Source organism: Streptomyces sp. NPDC050842 (assembly GCF_044456565.1).
GTDB lineage: Bacteria > Actinomycetota > Actinomycetes > Streptomycetales > Streptomycetaceae > Streptomyces.
Genome location: NZ_JBITGA010000011.1, coordinates 178,545 through 192,657 on the forward strand (window position 1 = coordinate 178,545; position 14,113 = coordinate 192,657).

At 71.1% G+C, this 14,113-nt stretch carries 12 protein-coding genes; 4 read left to right on the top strand and 8 right to left on the bottom strand.

What is annotated here, in order from left to right:
- The first annotated feature begins 209 nt into the window (after window positions 1-209).
- On the top strand, window positions 210-602 hold the full coding sequence (locus ACIBG6_RS32075; RefSeq protein WP_399226223.1) for a YybH family protein: 393 nt from the start codon (window positions 210-212) through the stop codon (window positions 600-602).
- A gap of 87 nt (window positions 603-689) precedes the next feature.
- On the opposite strand, the gene ACIBG6_RS32080 is transcribed toward ACIBG6_RS32075, so the two are convergent.
- On the bottom strand, window positions 690-1,442 hold the full coding sequence (locus ACIBG6_RS32080; RefSeq protein WP_399226224.1) for a thioesterase II family protein: 753 nt from the start codon (window positions 1,440-1,442) through the stop codon (window positions 690-692).
- A gap of 128 nt (window positions 1,443-1,570) precedes the next feature.
- Entirely contained in the window at window positions 1,571-2,155 is a 585-nt protein-coding gene (locus tag ACIBG6_RS32085; protein WP_399226226.1) for a maleylpyruvate isomerase N-terminal domain-containing protein, read from the bottom strand.
- 220 nt (window positions 2,156-2,375) lie between these two features.
- On the opposite strand from ACIBG6_RS32085, the gene ACIBG6_RS32090 reads away from it, so the two are divergent.
- Window positions 2,376-3,551: an acyl-CoA dehydrogenase family protein gene (locus ACIBG6_RS32090; RefSeq protein WP_399226228.1), complete on the top strand. Its 1,176-nt coding sequence runs from the start codon at window positions 2,376-2,378 to the stop codon at window positions 3,549-3,551.
- A 118-nt stretch (window positions 3,552-3,669) separates the two neighbouring features.
- Here the strand turns inward: ACIBG6_RS32090 and ACIBG6_RS32095 are convergent, their stop codons facing one another.
- Window positions 3,670-4,194, bottom strand: a complete 525-nt coding sequence (locus ACIBG6_RS32095; RefSeq protein WP_399226229.1) for a flavin reductase family protein — start codon at window positions 4,192-4,194, stop codon at window positions 3,670-3,672.
- 1 nt (window position 4,195) lies between these two features.
- The gene (locus tag ACIBG6_RS32100) at window positions 4,196-4,387 is read right to left on the bottom strand and encodes a hypothetical protein (protein WP_399226231.1); all 192 of its coding nucleotides are present in this window, start codon (window positions 4,385-4,387) and stop codon (window positions 4,196-4,198) included.
- Window positions 4,388-4,591: 204 nt separating this feature from the next.
- On the opposite strand from ACIBG6_RS32100, the gene ACIBG6_RS32105 reads away from it, so the two are divergent.
- Window positions 4,592-6,148, top strand: a complete 1,557-nt coding sequence (locus ACIBG6_RS32105) for an aspartate aminotransferase family protein (RefSeq protein ID WP_399226232.1) — start codon at window positions 4,592-4,594, stop codon at window positions 6,146-6,148.
- Window positions 6,149-6,291: 143 nt separating this feature from the next.
- Here ACIBG6_RS32105 and ACIBG6_RS32110 read toward each other — a convergent pair whose 3' ends face one another.
- Window positions 6,292-8,739 (bottom strand): BTAD domain-containing putative transcriptional regulator, encoded by a 2,448-nt coding sequence (locus ACIBG6_RS32110; protein WP_399226233.1) that lies wholly within the window; start codon window positions 8,737-8,739, stop codon window positions 6,292-6,294.
- A gap of 644 nt (window positions 8,740-9,383) precedes the next feature.
- Between ACIBG6_RS32110 and ACIBG6_RS32115 the strand changes: the two genes are divergently transcribed.
- Window positions 9,384-10,859: an FAD-dependent oxidoreductase gene (locus tag ACIBG6_RS32115; RefSeq protein ID WP_399226235.1), complete on the top strand. Its 1,476-nt coding sequence runs from the start codon at window positions 9,384-9,386 to the stop codon at window positions 10,857-10,859.
- Between the two features lie 52 nt (window positions 10,860-10,911).
- Here ACIBG6_RS32115 and ACIBG6_RS32120 read toward each other — a convergent pair whose 3' ends face one another.
- The 3 genes from ACIBG6_RS32120 to ACIBG6_RS32130 form a co-directional block, all read right to left on the bottom strand.
- On the bottom strand, window positions 10,912-11,685 hold the full coding sequence (locus ACIBG6_RS32120; protein WP_399226236.1) for an SDR family oxidoreductase: 774 nt from the start codon (window positions 11,683-11,685) through the stop codon (window positions 10,912-10,914).
- A gap of 139 nt (window positions 11,686-11,824) precedes the next feature.
- Entirely contained in the window at window positions 11,825-13,372 is a 1,548-nt protein-coding gene (locus ACIBG6_RS32125) for a PQQ-binding-like beta-propeller repeat protein (protein WP_399226237.1), read from the bottom strand.
- A gap of 38 nt (window positions 13,373-13,410) precedes the next feature.
- Entirely contained in the window at window positions 13,411-13,959 is a 549-nt protein-coding gene (locus ACIBG6_RS32130) for a hypothetical protein (protein ID WP_399226238.1), read from the bottom strand.
- Window positions 13,960-14,113 lie beyond the last annotated feature (154 nt).

The window sequence follows — 14,113 nt, forward strand, 5'->3', positions numbered from 1 at the left end:
CGCCTACGTCAACGACCATACAGACGACGGGAATAGGCGCTGCAAATGTCCGGTAACTCGGATCGAGTGAGGGAACTCGCTCATCGGCGGGTCACTCATGGGCGGTCGGTTACTCCTCGCTGAACCTCTCGTGAGACAGTCGGAGATAGCCTTCGAGCGCCAGTGGAATTAGCCGTGCAGTTCACAGGGAAAGCGGGCATGAATTCGCCATGACGAGCCTTATAGACGACTTCGCTCTCACCGACGACGCGACCAGGCAGACCGAGCTCTACGTACGGGCGTTCAACTCGGGCGACCCTGATCTCGTCAACCTGCTCTACACCGAGACGGCGGTCTCCGCCTGGGAGGCGGACAAGCCGCTCACCGGCCAGGCCCGCAAGGACGCCCTCGCGGAGTTCCTCGCGCTCGGTCCGAGGATGACGGCCACGCTCCGCCACTCCTACGTGGCCGGCGACGCCGCGCTCCTGGTCGTGGACTGGCGGATCGACGTCACCGGCGCCGATGGCGTCGCCGAGGTCCACGAGGGCGTGGGCAATGACGTCCTGCGCCTCGGCGCGGACGGGAAGTGGCGCTTCGCCATCGACTACCCGAACGGCAGCTGACGCCTGACGGGACGGAGAAGGGGCCCTGCTTCCGGTCGACCGGAAGCAGGGCCCTTCTCCGTCGTGGCGGCGGCGCCACGGTGGGTGTCAGACGCGCAGGCCGAGCGCGGCGGTGATCACGTCGCCGATCTCCTCGGTGTGGCCGTCGAGGTAGAAGTGGCCGCCGGGGAAGACCCGCAGATCGGTGTCCGCGGCGGTGAATCCGCTCCACGCCGCCGCCCGCTCGACGGGTGCCACGGGGTCCGTGTCGCCGACGAGGACGGTGATCGGGCAGTCCAGCGGCGGGCCCGGCTGCCAGGCGTACGCGCCGATGGCCCGGTAGTCCGCGCGGAGGGCCGGCAGGGCCATCTCCATCAACTCGGGGTCGTCGAGGACGCCCACGCCCGTGCCGCCGAGCATCCGGATGGCCGCGATCACGTCGGCGTCGCTGGTCATCCGGTCGGCGGCCTGGGGCCGGGGCTCCGGCGCGGCCCGCCCGGAGAGGAACAGCCGCAGGGGGCCGGGCGCCGACCGTGCGGCGAGCCTGCGGGCCGTCTCGTAGGCGACGACCGCCCCCATGCTGTGCCCGAAGAAGGCGTACGGCCGGCCGTCCGCCGGGTCCAGGGCGTCCGCGACGAGTTCGGCGAGCCGGGTGACGGACTCGACCGGCTGCTCACGATGCCGGTCCTGCCGCCCCGGATACTGCACGGCCAGCACGTCGACGGCGGGGCTCAGGAGGCGGGAGAAGGGCACGTACGAGGTGGCCGCGCCGCCCGCGTGCGGGAAGCAGACCAGCCGAAACCCTCTCTCCGCGTCCCCCTGCGGCACCCCACCGAATCGCCGAAGCCATGTGACGTCCACTGCTGCCCCTCCTCCTGCCCTCGCTCGGGCGCCCGTTCGGATTCCCGTTCACGACTCTGCCGTACTCCCGCCGCTCCCGTACGTCGAACGGAGTGGTCGGCGCACGGTGCGGTCAGCGATCGGGACGGTCAGCGGACGGTGCCGTCCCAGCCGCCCCAGTCGCGTCGCCGCGCGAGCCCGGGAAGGTCGATGCGGCCCGTGCACCAGAGCAGGGTCTCGGCGGGGGCGTGCCCTGTCGGGGCGTCCGGGAAGAGCCGCTCGACGGCAGGTGCGCACAGGTCGTCCGCCGGCAGCCAGTCGAGGCCCAGAGCGTCGGCGACGTCGTACGTGTGGACGAGCATCTCGACGACGCCCATGGCGGCGAAGCCGGGGCCGTCCGAGTTGCCCCAGGGGTGGAAGGCACGGACCTGCGGGTCCGCCTCCCGCACGGCGGAGGCCAGGATGGTGGCGCAGACGCGGACGCCTTCGAGGCAGACCGGGATCGGCGCCTGCTCGTTGAAGCCGGCGAGCATGCCGGTGAAGCGGTCGGACGGCCGGGCGATGAGGAGCGCCGAATAGCCGACGAGACCAAGGGCGGTGTGGTCGAGGACTTCGCGACAGGACCAGTCGCTGTCCCGGGCTTTGACGGACCAGTCCTGATCGGCGACCTTCTGCAGAATGTCGGTGCAGTCGGTGGCGGTGGTAACTACGCGGTCGGGCCAGGAGATTGACATGCGAGTCATGCTGCCACAGATATCCGCGGCTCCCGGGGAATCAAAGGGCGCTGGGGGCCGCCGCCGTCCACTGTCCGCGAATCGCCCGGTAATTGCCTGGTAATCGGGAATTCCCGCGCACCCCGGTGACCACCTCGTGACCACGGTCCGATCGCCCGGGGAACGGCCGGCCGTACGCTCGACGCCGGAACGAGACGATCGAGCAGGGAGAGGGAATCGCATGAGCATGAACGCTGAACTCGAATCCGTACTGGAATCCGTCCGGAGCATCGTGCCGACGCTCAGGGAGAACGGTATCGAGTCGGAGAACCGCGGCTGGATTCTCGATGAGAACATCGAGCTCCTGGAAAAGGCGGGCGTCTTCCGGATCGCCGTCCCGAAGCGGTTCGGGGGCCTGGACTTCGACCTGGCCGACCAGTCCAAGGTCATCGCCGAGGTGGCGCGCGGCTGCCCCTCGACGGGGTGGGTGACGTTCGTCTGGGCGACCAGCGCGTGGGCGGCCACGCTCTATCCCGACCGGGCGCAGGAGGAGCTCTTCACCGACGGCTCGGTCCGGGTCTCCAGCGCCTTCGCGCCGACCGGCCGGCTCACGCCCGTCGAGGGCGGCTACCGGCTGACCGGCAGCTGGCGGTTCAACTCCGGATGCCGGGGCGCCCAGTGGAACTTCGCCTCGGCGATGCTGGAGCACCCGGACGGCTCCCTCGAGGAGGTCATGGCGCTGCTGCCGATGTCCGACATGACGGTGGTCGACGACTGGCAGGTGTCGGCCGGTTCCGGCACGGGCAGCGCGACCTCCTCGGCCGACGACGTCTTCGTCCCCGACTACCGGGTCGGGCGCTTCGAGGAGTTGCTGTTCAGTACGACCGGTGACCGCTCCAACGGCGGTGCGGACGGCCGCGAGTACGGGTTCGTGAGCGAGGTGATGGCCGCGGCCGCCGCGGTGTTCATCGGCATCGCCAAGGGCGCGTACGACCTGTTCGTCGAGCGTCTCCCGGGGCGCGGCATCACGTACACCTCGTGGACGGACCAGACTCAGCACCCGCTCACCCAGATCCAGGTGGCGACCGCCGCCAACAAGATCACGGCGGCGGAGGCCCTGGCCGGCGTGTGGCTGGAGCTGATGCAGCGGCGGGCCGACGCCGGTGAGCAGCTGTCGCTGGAGGAGAAGGCCGTCGTCCGCGGCCAGACGGCCTTCGCGGCGCAGCTCGCGAAGGAGGCGGTCGAGGTGCTGTTCAACGCGAGCGGCGGGTCGGTGATCCAGCGCAGTGTCCCGTTGCAGCGCTTCCACCGCGACATCCAGGGTTTCTCCCTGCACGCGCTGGCGCAGTTGAACGGCAACCTGGAGGTCCAGGGCCGGGCGCTCCTGGGCCTCGACCCGGAGACTCCCTTCCTCTAGGCGAGCGGGCGATGGCCCGGGGCCGGGAGGCCCCGGGCCAGTGCGTGTCCATGCCGGTGATCCCGGCGGCCGTCCGGCCGCCGGGATCACCGGCATGAGGGGGTTCGGGGCCGTGCGTTCAGCGGCCGGGGGTGGTGCCGGTCCGCTGGAACCGGCCTTCGAAGAACAGGAGTCCGTCGCCGACGGCGCCGTTCACCGCGCTGACCACCTCGCCGAGGAAGACGGAGTGGTCGCCCACCTCGTGCGCCTCGGTGACCTCGCACTCCAGCCACGCCAGGGCCCCGGAGAGCAGCGGGGCGCCGGTGCCCGGGCCGGGCAGCCAGTCGACGCCCTCGAACTGGGCGGGCCCGAGCGGCCGCTTCTTGTCGGCGAAGTACCGTGTGGTCTCCTCCTGTTCGGCGCTCATGACGGAAACGCCGAAGCGTCCGGCGTCGGTGATCGCGGAGTGCATGACGGCGCTGCGGCCGATGCAGCAGAGCACGGTCGGCGGATCGAGCGAGACGGAGCTGAAGGCGTTGGCCGTCATGCCGTGAGGCGTCTCGCCGCCGACGGTGAGCACGACGACGCCGGTGGCGAACCGGGACATCACCTCCCGCAGCGACGCGGCGGTCACGTCGGTGGCGACGGGCCGTACGGGCGGCATCTCAGGCCCCCGCCGTGCGAGCCGGTGCGGAGGACCAGGCGCGGGCGCCCTCGCCGACCGGGATGCGGGCGAATATCAGCTCCAGGCAGTCGGCGGCGGAGAGCCGGCCGACCGATTCCCGGTCGTCCAGGCCGCGCCACCACGCGGGGATGTCCGGATCGGGAATCCCCGTCGCTACGGAAGAGAAACTCATGCCGCCTCTTTCGGAATTCGGATGTGGGAGCACCAGGCCAACGTATCGGACGGCATTCTGACGCTTGTTCATCCTCAAGTAACGCGTGGACCTGGGGTGTTCACGCTCAGCCTCGACCGGCCGGTGACCACGTCGTGACCCGGTGGCGGCGCCGTTCCGCCGCCCCGTGGGTAGGGTCCCCGGTATCCAAGAAGAGGGGGCGTCATGAACTCCGTAACCGATGAACCCGGAATCTCCGAGCCTTATCTGCTCGGTTTCCTCACCTCCGTCGGTCTCGATGTCGAATACACGCGGGCCGAGGGGAATACGCTGTTCTTCCGAGGCGACGACGGGGAGGAGATCCCGGTCCTGGACGCCGCGGGCGGCTACGGCTCGCTGATCTTCGGTCATCACCATCCCGAGATCGTCGCGCGGGCGAGGCGTCTCCTCGACGAGGGAATCCCGGTCAACGCCCAGTTCTCGCGCAACTCGTGCGCCCAGGAGGTCGCCGCCCTGCTCAGCGGCATCGTCCGCAGGGAGACGGGAGCCGACGAGGAGTACGCGGCGATCTTCGCCAACAGCGGGGCCGAGGCGATCGAGGCGGCCGTCAAGCACGCCGAGCTGGACCGGGTGCTCCAGGCGGGCGCTCTCGTCGCCGAGCTGGCGGAGCACGCCGCCGCCGCGCGGGCGGCGGTCGAGTCCGGCGAGGCGGTCCTGCCGGACGGGGAGCACCAGGACTTCGCGGCCCTGGCGGAGGAGGTCTCCCGTGCGAACGCGCAGGTCATGTCGAGGCCTCCGGTCTTCCTGACCCTGGAGGGTTCCTTCCACGGGAAGCTGGTCGGCAGTGTCCAGCTGACGCACAACGCCGCCTACCGGACCCCGTTCACGGCGCTGGCGAACCGGGCCAGGTTCGTCCCGCTCGACCGTCCCGACGCCCTCGGGGGGATCATCGCCGAGGAGAGCACCGCGGTCCGCGACCTCGTGGTGCGCGACGGCGTGGTCGCCGTCGTCGAGCGGCCCTTCCCGCTCGTGGCGGCCTTCCTGCTGGAGCCGATCCAGGGCGAGGGCGGCATCGTCCCGCTGACGCGGGAGTTCGCCGGCGCGGTCCGCCGGGAGTGCGACGCCGCCGGCATCCCGGTGGTGATCGACGAGATCCAGAGCGGGATGGGCCGCACGGGCGCGTTCCTCGCGAGTTCGCTGATCGGCCTGCGGGGCGACTACTACGTGCTGGCCAAGAGTCTGGGCGGCGGCCTGGCGAAGACGTCGGTGATGCTCGTACGGAGCGGCCGCTACCGCAACGAGTTCGAGCTCGTCCACAGCTCGACCTTCGCGAAGGACGGCTTCTCCACCCCGATCGCGCTGAAGGTCCTGGAGATGCTGGAGGCTGACGACGGCCTCGCCTACCGGCTCGCGCGGGAGCGGGGCGCCCGGCTCGCCGAGGCCCTGGAAGGGGTCCGCGCCGACTTCCCGGACGTCGTGAAGGACGTGCGCGGGAAGGGGCTGATGCTGGGCCTGGAGTTCCACGACCAGTCGGAGTCGTCCTCCGCGGTCGTGCGGGACGGGGCCAGGTCCGGCCTGCTCGGGTACACCCTGTCCGGCTATCTGCTGCGGGAGCACCGGGTGCGGACGTTCCCCACGGCGAGCGCCGGGAACACACTGCGGTTCGCGCCGTCGGTGCATCTCACGGACGCGGAGATCGAGCGGCTCGCGGAGGCCCTGCGTGCGGTGGCCTCCGTGCTGCGCGACGGGGACGAGAAGCGCCTCACCGGTGGAGGGGTGTGAGGGCCGCGGATCCGCGTGACCGGTGTGGCCCGTCCCGTCCGGGACGGGCCACACCGTCGTCGACTGTGGAGGGTCTGCTCCACAGCCGGTCTCGGTCTACCTCTCCGCGCTCTCCCTCCGCTGTCTGCCTCTCCGCGGTCTGTCTAGCCGTACTGGCGCTCGCTCTGGACGCGCTGGACCGGTTCCTGCGCGCCGGCCCCGTGACCACCGGTCCCATGGCCACCGGTCCCGGGACCGACGACCCCATGGCCGCCTGCCCCACCGCCGCCCTTTCCGGCGTGGCGGAACTCGGCGAGGCGCAGCACCGACCGGGCGGCGCGGACACCGGGACTCCGGCCCCCGCCTGCCGTGATCGCGCCCGCCGTCCCGCTCGCCACCTCCTGCGCGTCTCCGGGGGCCGACGCCGACAGCAGCTCCTGGAGTCGCTGTTCGGCGGCGTCCGAGAGCGGTTCGAGGGTGAGGGTGGTCGCCTGGCGGCTGCCGCTGCCCCAGTCGGGGCGGCGCTCCAGGAGTTCGGGGCGGGCGGCCGCGATCACCACGAGGGGTACGGCGCCGACCCTCTCCGGGAGCTGCTCGACGCAGTCGAGCAGCCGGTCGTCGCCCCGGTGGAGGTCGTCGACGACGATCACGAGGGGCCGCTCCTCGGCGGCGAGGCCCACGAACTCGTACCAGGCGTTGAGGAGTTCGGAGACCATCGGCTGCCGGATCTCCGAGCCCTCGGGGTCGACGAGCGGGCTGAGGTACGGCAGCAGCCGGCCGGCCGTCTCCTCGCACTGCACCAGCTGATGGAGTGTGCTGGCCAGTTTGGCCCGGGCCTGCTTCCCCGAGTCGCCCTGCTGGATCCCGCAGCACGACGCCAGTATCGCGATCTGCGCGGAGAGCGGGTGGCTGCCGTACAGGAGGGTGGCCCTCGTCGCCAGGAACAGGGGCGCGTGCGGGCGGCCCGTGATGCGGTGCTCCAGCTCGACGATGAACCGGGTCTTCCCGACGCCACCCTGGCCGAGGAGGGTCACCAGGTGCGGGTTGCCGCGGTGTCGGGCCAGTTCCAGCAGTCCGCGCAGCACTTCGAGTTCGATCTCGCGGTCGACGATCGGCACGCCGTGGTGGTCGGTCGGCTCCTCGCTGCCGCACCTGACCCGCCATCCCCTCGACGGATCCTCCGCCGGCTCGTAGGCGATCACGGACTCGGTCTCCCGGAACGTGCTGTCGCTCACCCTGACCTCGCCCTGGGGAACGACCGCGAGCAGCCGGTGGCACTCGTCCATCAGCGCGCCGACGGCCGAGGGCGGTGTCTCCTCGTCACCCGGGAGGTAGCGCACCAGCGCCTCGCCGACATCGACGGCCGCCTTGACGGCGAGCCGCTCGGTGGGGGCGAGCCGGTCACGGATGGCCAAGGCGGCGCGGACCGCGCGTTCGGCGTCGTCCGCTCGGCCGCGGTGCACGCCGAACAGCGCCAGCGAGAACGGGCCGACGGAGCCGGCGATGTTCCCGCCGTGGCGTTCGATCTCCTCCTTGACGGCGGCCGCCGTCCCCTGGAGCAGCCGGTCGGCCTCGATGCCCGTCTCGGAGGCGTGGGCGTGGAGTTCGGTCCTGAGGAGGACGACACCCACCTTGCGGTGCTCGGAGACCACGGTCTGCTGGACCCCGGGCGGGCTCGCCTCCGCGGGGCCCGCCGCCGCCCCGTCGGCCGGATTGGCCGGCGCGGGCTGCGCGGCCGACGTGCCCGAGCCGGCCCGGTACGCGGGGGCTCTGGTGGCGCCCCGCAGGGCGACCGCGCGCTCGGTCGCGGCGGTGACCTGGGTGAACTCGTACGAGGTGGCCGGGCCCTGCAAGGTGAGGGCGGGGTCGTGGGTGAGGATGGCCTGCTGGAGGGTGCGGAGTTCGTGGCCGGGTTCCAGGCCCAGGTTCTCGACGAGGGCGGAGCGGATCCGGCCGTACACGTTGAGCGCGTCGGCCTGTCGTCCGCAGCGGTAGAGCGCCAGCATGAGCTGGCTGCAGGCCCGTTCGCGGAGGGGCTCCCTCTCGACGAGCGTCTCGAGCTCGCCGAGGACGGAGTGGTGGCGTCCGAGGGCGAGTTGCGCCTCGAAGTAGTCCTCCATGGCGTCGGTACGGGCGCCCTGGACGGCCGACAGCTCGGGCCAGGAGATCCCGGTCTCCACCAGGTCCGTCAGCGCGGGTCCGCGCCAGAGGTCGAGCGCCTCCTTCAGGAGGCGGGCCGCGGACTCGGTCCGGCCGGCTTCCAGTTCCGCCCGCCCCTGGACCGCGCGCCGCTCGAAGCGGAAGAGGTCCACCTGCTCCGGTTCGACGCGCAGCATGTACCCGGGTGCCTGGGTGAGCAGGGCGGGGGGCTGCGTGGTCCGGCTGCCGGATCCGCCCTGCGCGCCGTTGTGGAGGACGCCCCGGAGTCCCCAGACCGCGTTCTGCAGGATCTTCCGCGCCGAGCTCGGGGCGTCGTCCGCGGACCACACGGCGTTGAGCAACTGACTGGTGGCGACGACTTTATTGGCCTTCAGCAGGAGGAACCCCAGGGTCGCCCGCTGCCGGGAACCTCCTAGCGAGACGGTCCCGCCGCCCTCGGATACGACCTCCAACGGCCCCAACATGTGAATGTGCATGTGTCCCCCTGGACTGCGCAAGATCCGACGATTGCCCCAATGGCCCCACTCACGTCCCCGTGTCGGCGTCTCGACCGAATCGCTCTCTTCTGCCGGCGTGTCGCCATGCTCCCCCGCATTCGGACATCATTCGCCCTTGGCTGGATTTTACTGTTTCTCGGCCTGAAACATTCAGCCTCCTGGAGAGTGGTCAGAAATCCAGGACATATCCGACTGCACATTTCACCGCCGATTGCCATGATTTCACATCGGCCGAACGTTCCCGCAGGAGTGGCGCGCCGGACCGACGGTGTCGATGGTCACGCGCCATCAGGTCCCCCCTCGTCCGCAGCCCTGGCCGGAGCCTTCGGCGTCCCGTTGCTCCTCCACCGTCGTCGAACAGCCCCACCGTTCGGGAACCGGCGGGAAACCGTCCCCTCTCCGCCGGCTCATCCGCCGCCTATTACCGACCCGTGAGCATGCATTGGGCAGGGTGCGGCGGGACCTCGGCTACTTTCGCACCGGTACGGAATTCGGCTGATTACCTTCGCTCGGCCGTCCGGGAATCACGCAATCCGGAACGCCCGTCGCGATCGCACGCCGAACATCGCAGAACGTCGCAGAAACATCGAGGAGACATCGTGAACACCGACAGGACGCCGTCGCGCTCCGGCGCTCATCGCCCGGTGGGCCGCCGTACCGCGCTCAAGGCCACGGGTCTTGCGGCGGTCGCCGCCTCGGCGGGATCGCTCGCCTTCGGCGGCACGGCGCACGCCGGCCCCGCCCAGGTCGCCGAGGACGCCCGGAGGGACTTCGACGTCATCGTCGTCGGCGCGGGATTCGCCGGTGCGGCCGCCGCCCGGGAGCTCCGGTCGCGCGGCCTCCAGGTCCTGGTCCTCGAAGCCCGCAACCGCGTGGGCGGCCGGGTGTGGACCGACAGCTACCTCGGCCGGAAGATCGAGCTCGGCGGGCAGTGGATCCATCCGGCGCAGACGTACGCCATGGAGGAGCTGAACCGGTACCGCATCCCGCTGGTCACCGAGATCCAGCCGGAGGTGGCGATCTACCCCACCGCGAGCGGTCCGACCACCTTCGCGCCCGGCGAGGTGTTCGGGCGCCTCGGCGAGATGCTGACGCAGCTCTTCGAGGGCTCCCGGCAGTACTTCGAGCGGCCGCGCGACCCGCTGTTCCGCGCCGACCTGCTGCGGTCGGTCGACCCGCTCTCCCTGCACGACCGCATAGCCCAGCTCAACCTCCCGGCGCAGGACGCGGGTTGGCTGAGCTCGCAGGTCGCGGGGTTCGCCGGCGGCTCCAGCAAGGACGGCGCCCTCACCTCGCTCGCCCAGTGGTGGGCGCACACCGGGTGGAACGCGGACGGCTGGTTCTCCCTGATGTCGCAGCGCGTCGGCCTCAACGGCATGAGCGGGCTCGTCCGCGCGATGCTGTACGAGGAGCCGCTGACCATCCGCCTCAACACCCCGGTCACCGCCATCGCGGACACCGGCAGCGGCGTCTCGGTCGTCACGGCCAACCGCGGGACCTTCCGCGCCTCGCACGTCGTCGTGGCGGTGCCCACCAACGTGTGGAAGGACATCACCTTCGCGCCGGGGCTGCCCAAGGTGCACGCCGACGCGGCGGCCGAGGGCATCGGCGTGCGCCGCACGGTCAAGCTGTGGATGCACGTCAAGGGCGTCACCCCGCTCAGCCTCTGCCAGGGGTACGAGGGCCAGCGCATCGAGAGCCTCTTCCCGACCGCCAAGCTGACCGACGGCCACCTCATGATCGGCTTCGCCTTCGACCCGACCTTCGACCCGACGAACCTCGCGCAGGTGCAGGCCGCCGTCCGGGAGTACCTGCCGACCGCCCAGGTCGCCTCCGTACGCTCGCACGACTGGGGATCCGACCCGTACGCCCGGGGGGCCCAGGCACTGCGCCGCCCCGGCCAGCTTCTCCGCCAACTGCCGGACATCCAGCGGCCGTACGGCCGGATCGCGTTCGCGGGCGGCGACCTCGCGAGTGTGTGGAACGGCTTCGTCGACGGGGCGATCGAGTCGGGCCGGGCGGCGGCGGATGCGGTGGCCCCGAGGGCGCTCGCGTCGCGGCTCGTCAGGGCCTGAGACGACCGTGACCCGCGGGGCGGCGATGCCGCTCCGCGGGTCACGGGTTCTCCTACTGCTGCGGCGGCACCGGCTGGATGTGCTGGGTGAGCCCGCCGTCCACGACCAGCTCGACACCGGTCGTGAAGGTCGCGTCGAAGGCGAAGAAGAGCGCGGCGGTGGCGACCTCCTCCGGCGTGCCGTGCCGCTTCATCGGGGTGAGCTCGTCGCCCACCTTGCTGAGGATGGCCCGCTCCTCGGCGGTGGCGTCCGCGATGCCCATGGTCGGGGTGTGGATGAAGCCCGGGCTGACGGAGTTGACCCGGATGCCGCGGGGCAGGAGCTCGGCGGCGAAGACCTGCGCGAAGGAGCGCACGGCGGCCTTCGCGCCCGAGTACACGCCCATGCCGGGGGTGCCGGTGACGTTGGCGATCGACGTGGTGAAGACGATCGACCCGCTGTCGTTCACGAGCGGGGCGAGCTTCTGCACCGTGAAGAACACGCCCTTGGTGTTCACGTCGAACTGCCGGTCGTAGGTCTCCTCGGTGACGAGGGCGATCGGTTCGAGCGCGGCGTACCCGACGTTCACGAACACGGCGTCGACGCGGCCGAGCTTCTCCTCGACGGCCGCGCCCAGCTCCGCGATGTCCCCCATGCTCGCGACGTCCGACCGCAGGACGTGCACGGCCTTCCCGTCGAGGTCGCGGCGCGCGGTCTCGATGTTGTCCTTGTTCCGCCCCGTCAGCAGGACCTCGGCCCCGCCGTCGAGCAGCCCCTGCACCATGGCGAGGCCCATGCCGTGCGTCCCACCGATGACCACGGCCTTCTTGCCGGCGTACTTGCCCATCACTTCTCCTGAAGACGTCAAGCGACTCACTGAACGACACCGACCGTAACCGGGCCGGTACCACTGCGTGATCACTGACCGGTAACCGGGTCTTCATCGCCCGCGGAGTCCTGCGGCCCGTACCGTCCGTGCCGGCCGGTCACGGGGTCCCGGGAGCGAAGGACAGCATGCGTGCCTCGTGGTCCGCGTCGTTGCCGGACACCCCGCTCGGCGAGATCACGATCCGGCCGTTCACATAGGCCAGGCGTCCTGCCAGCATGCGACGTTCCACGGACCGGGCCGTCATGGGATGGACCAGCACCTGCTTCTTCGTGTCCGCGCTGCCCGGGCCGAACCGGAGGATCCCGCCCGGCCGGTCGGCCGAGGGGGCCTCGTAGACGAGTGCGAACAGGCCGCCGTCCGTGCGCAGCGGGTGCAGGGTGGTGTCCGAGGACTTCACGCCCCAGACGAGCTTCCCGGTGTCGAGGCTGTAGCCGCCGACCCGGTCGGTACCGCCCAGGAACACGATGTCCTTGCCGACGGCGGTGCCCGGGCACTGCTGCATGTTCCCTCCCGAGTCCCCCGCGTCGGCGCAGTACGTGAACCCCTTGGGCCGGGCGTCGATGGTGACGCGGAGCTTTCCGCCGGGCTTCAGGGCCACGACCCGCCAATTCTCGGTGCGCTTCTCGTGGTGGTAGGTGGTGAAGACGACCGGCTCGACGGAGAGCATCTTCCCGACGCTCCAGCCCGGCTGGGTGCGGTAGCGCCAGCGGACCTTGCCGGTGCGCGGGTCGAGCTCGCGGAGCTGGTGATAGGACTTGCCGCGGTCGACGCTGATCGCGCAGGTGGAGCTCACCACGAGCCGGGGGCCGCCCGCGAGGTTGTCGGGGTAGCACTTCCCGGGGTTCTCCAGCGGGATGTCGTAGAGCTTGGCGCCGGTGTCGACGCGGTACGCGGCGGCCTTCATGCTCTGGACGATCGCGAGGGTACCCCCGCTGATGGCGCTGTTCACCGTGATGGTGCCGTCCATGGAGCCGGTCTCGGTGAGCCTCTTGCGCCACCCTGCCTTGCCGGTCTTGAGGTCGATCATCTGGAGTTGGTTGCAGCGGTTCCCGGTCCAGGCCCGGTTGCTCTTGTAGACCACGACGATCTTGCCGTCGGGTGTCGGGTTGGCCGGTGCCTCGCAGACCGAGGCGGGCAGCGGCACGCTCCACACCTCGACGCCGTCCGACAGGCGGCGGGCGGTGACCTTCTCGTAGGCCGCCTGGACGACGGTGTCGCCGACGATCCACAGGGGGTAGAGCTTGATGTGGCGTCGGGGCAGGTCGGTCCGGTCGTCGACGATCCACGCCGCGGCGTCTCCGGCCTTGCGGCCCGCGTTGATCTCCTCCGACGTCGGGATCCTCTTAGGCGTCGGCGTGGCGACGGCGGGGGTACGGGACGGTGTCGGCGTCGCGGACGGGCTGGGCGCCTTGTCGGCCACGGGCGCGGCCGGGTCGCCCCACCGGCCGTCGGCGAGGGCGTACACCCCTCCGCTCGCCGCCAGGAGCAGCAGGACGACGACCGTCGCGATCAGCGGCCCCTTGCCGAAGCGTCTCCGGCGGGGCGGCGGCTCCGGCGGGGTGTAGCCCTCGGGGGCGTACGGGTTGTGCGGGACCGGCTGCTGTGACTGGTGCGGCTGGTACCAGGGCTGTGGCGGGTGGTGCATCGGTGTCTCCTACTGTCCGCCGGTCCGAGAACTGTCCATTACGAGGCGACTCGTTCACCGGACGGGTCGGCGACCACGATCTGGAGGTGCGACGGAGCGTAGCGGCGCGCCTTGTGGACCATCTTCTCGAGATCGAACTTGGCACGCGGAACGGCGACATGGATCGGCGCGGGCATGGCGGGGTCCTGCGCCAGGGCGCTCACCCCCGCGGGAAGGGCCGCGCCGGGCCGGAACCGCGCGCCGATCAGCGCCCGCTGTCCGTCCGCCGGTGTGACCACGACGAACTGGGTGACGTCGGTCCACGGCACCATCACGGTGCCGAACCGGGCGCCGGCCGCGTCGAACTGGAACGCCGTGCGGCGGTTCTCGAACGAGGCGATGATGAAGGGCACCGCCGCGACGATGACGACTCCGCCCTTCATGTCGAGGGCCCAGCCGAGGAGCGCCGCCAGGGCCACGACACCCACGATCGACCCCCACAGGGCCGCCTGGTCCTGCGCGGAGAAGGGATGGGTGACCCGGTAGCGCTCCCACCGGCCGCCGCGGCGGGTGGGCCGTGCACCGGAGGTGCCACTGGCATGCGACATGGGGACATGTCCTCTCTTGACGGTGTGTCGGCTGCCGTTCGCCGACCGACTGTTCCCGCTCACCGCCCGGCACGTCGGCACCCGACATGACGAGTCCCACACTGGAGAGGCACTCTGCAGCGCGGATGAAATCCCGCTGATGCAGGAGACTGGG

What these genes read in the sequence shown, in the direction of transcription:
- ACIBG6_RS32075 (WP_399226223.1), top strand. Translation starts at nt 210, where the DNA reads ATGACGAGCCTTATAGACGACTTCGCTCTCACCGACGACGCGACCAGG.
- ACIBG6_RS32085 (WP_399226226.1), bottom strand. Translation starts at nt 2,155, where the DNA reads ATGTCAATCTCCTGGCCCGACCGCGTAGTTACCACCGCCACCGACTGC.
- ACIBG6_RS32090 (WP_399226228.1), top strand. Translation starts at nt 2,376, where the DNA reads ATGAGCATGAACGCTGAACTCGAATCCGTACTGGAATCCGTCCGGAGC.
- ACIBG6_RS32095 (WP_399226229.1), bottom strand. Translation starts at nt 4,194, where the DNA reads ATGCCGCCCGTACGGCCCGTCGCCACCGACGTGACCGCCGCGTCGCTG.
- ACIBG6_RS32100 (WP_399226231.1), bottom strand. Translation starts at nt 4,387, where the DNA reads ATGAGTTTCTCTTCCGTAGCGACGGGGATTCCCGATCCGGACATCCCC.
- ACIBG6_RS32105 (WP_399226232.1), top strand. Translation starts at nt 4,592, where the DNA reads ATGAACTCCGTAACCGATGAACCCGGAATCTCCGAGCCTTATCTGCTC.
- ACIBG6_RS32120 (WP_399226236.1), bottom strand. Translation starts at nt 11,685, where the DNA reads ATGGGCAAGTACGCCGGCAAGAAGGCCGTGGTCATCGGTGGGACGCAC.
- ACIBG6_RS32125 (WP_399226237.1), bottom strand. Translation starts at nt 13,372, where the DNA reads ATGCACCACCCGCCACAGCCCTGGTACCAGCCGCACCAGTCACAGCAG.
- ACIBG6_RS32130 (WP_399226238.1), bottom strand. Translation starts at nt 13,959, where the DNA reads ATGTCGCATGCCAGTGGCACCTCCGGTGCACGGCCCACCCGCCGCGGC.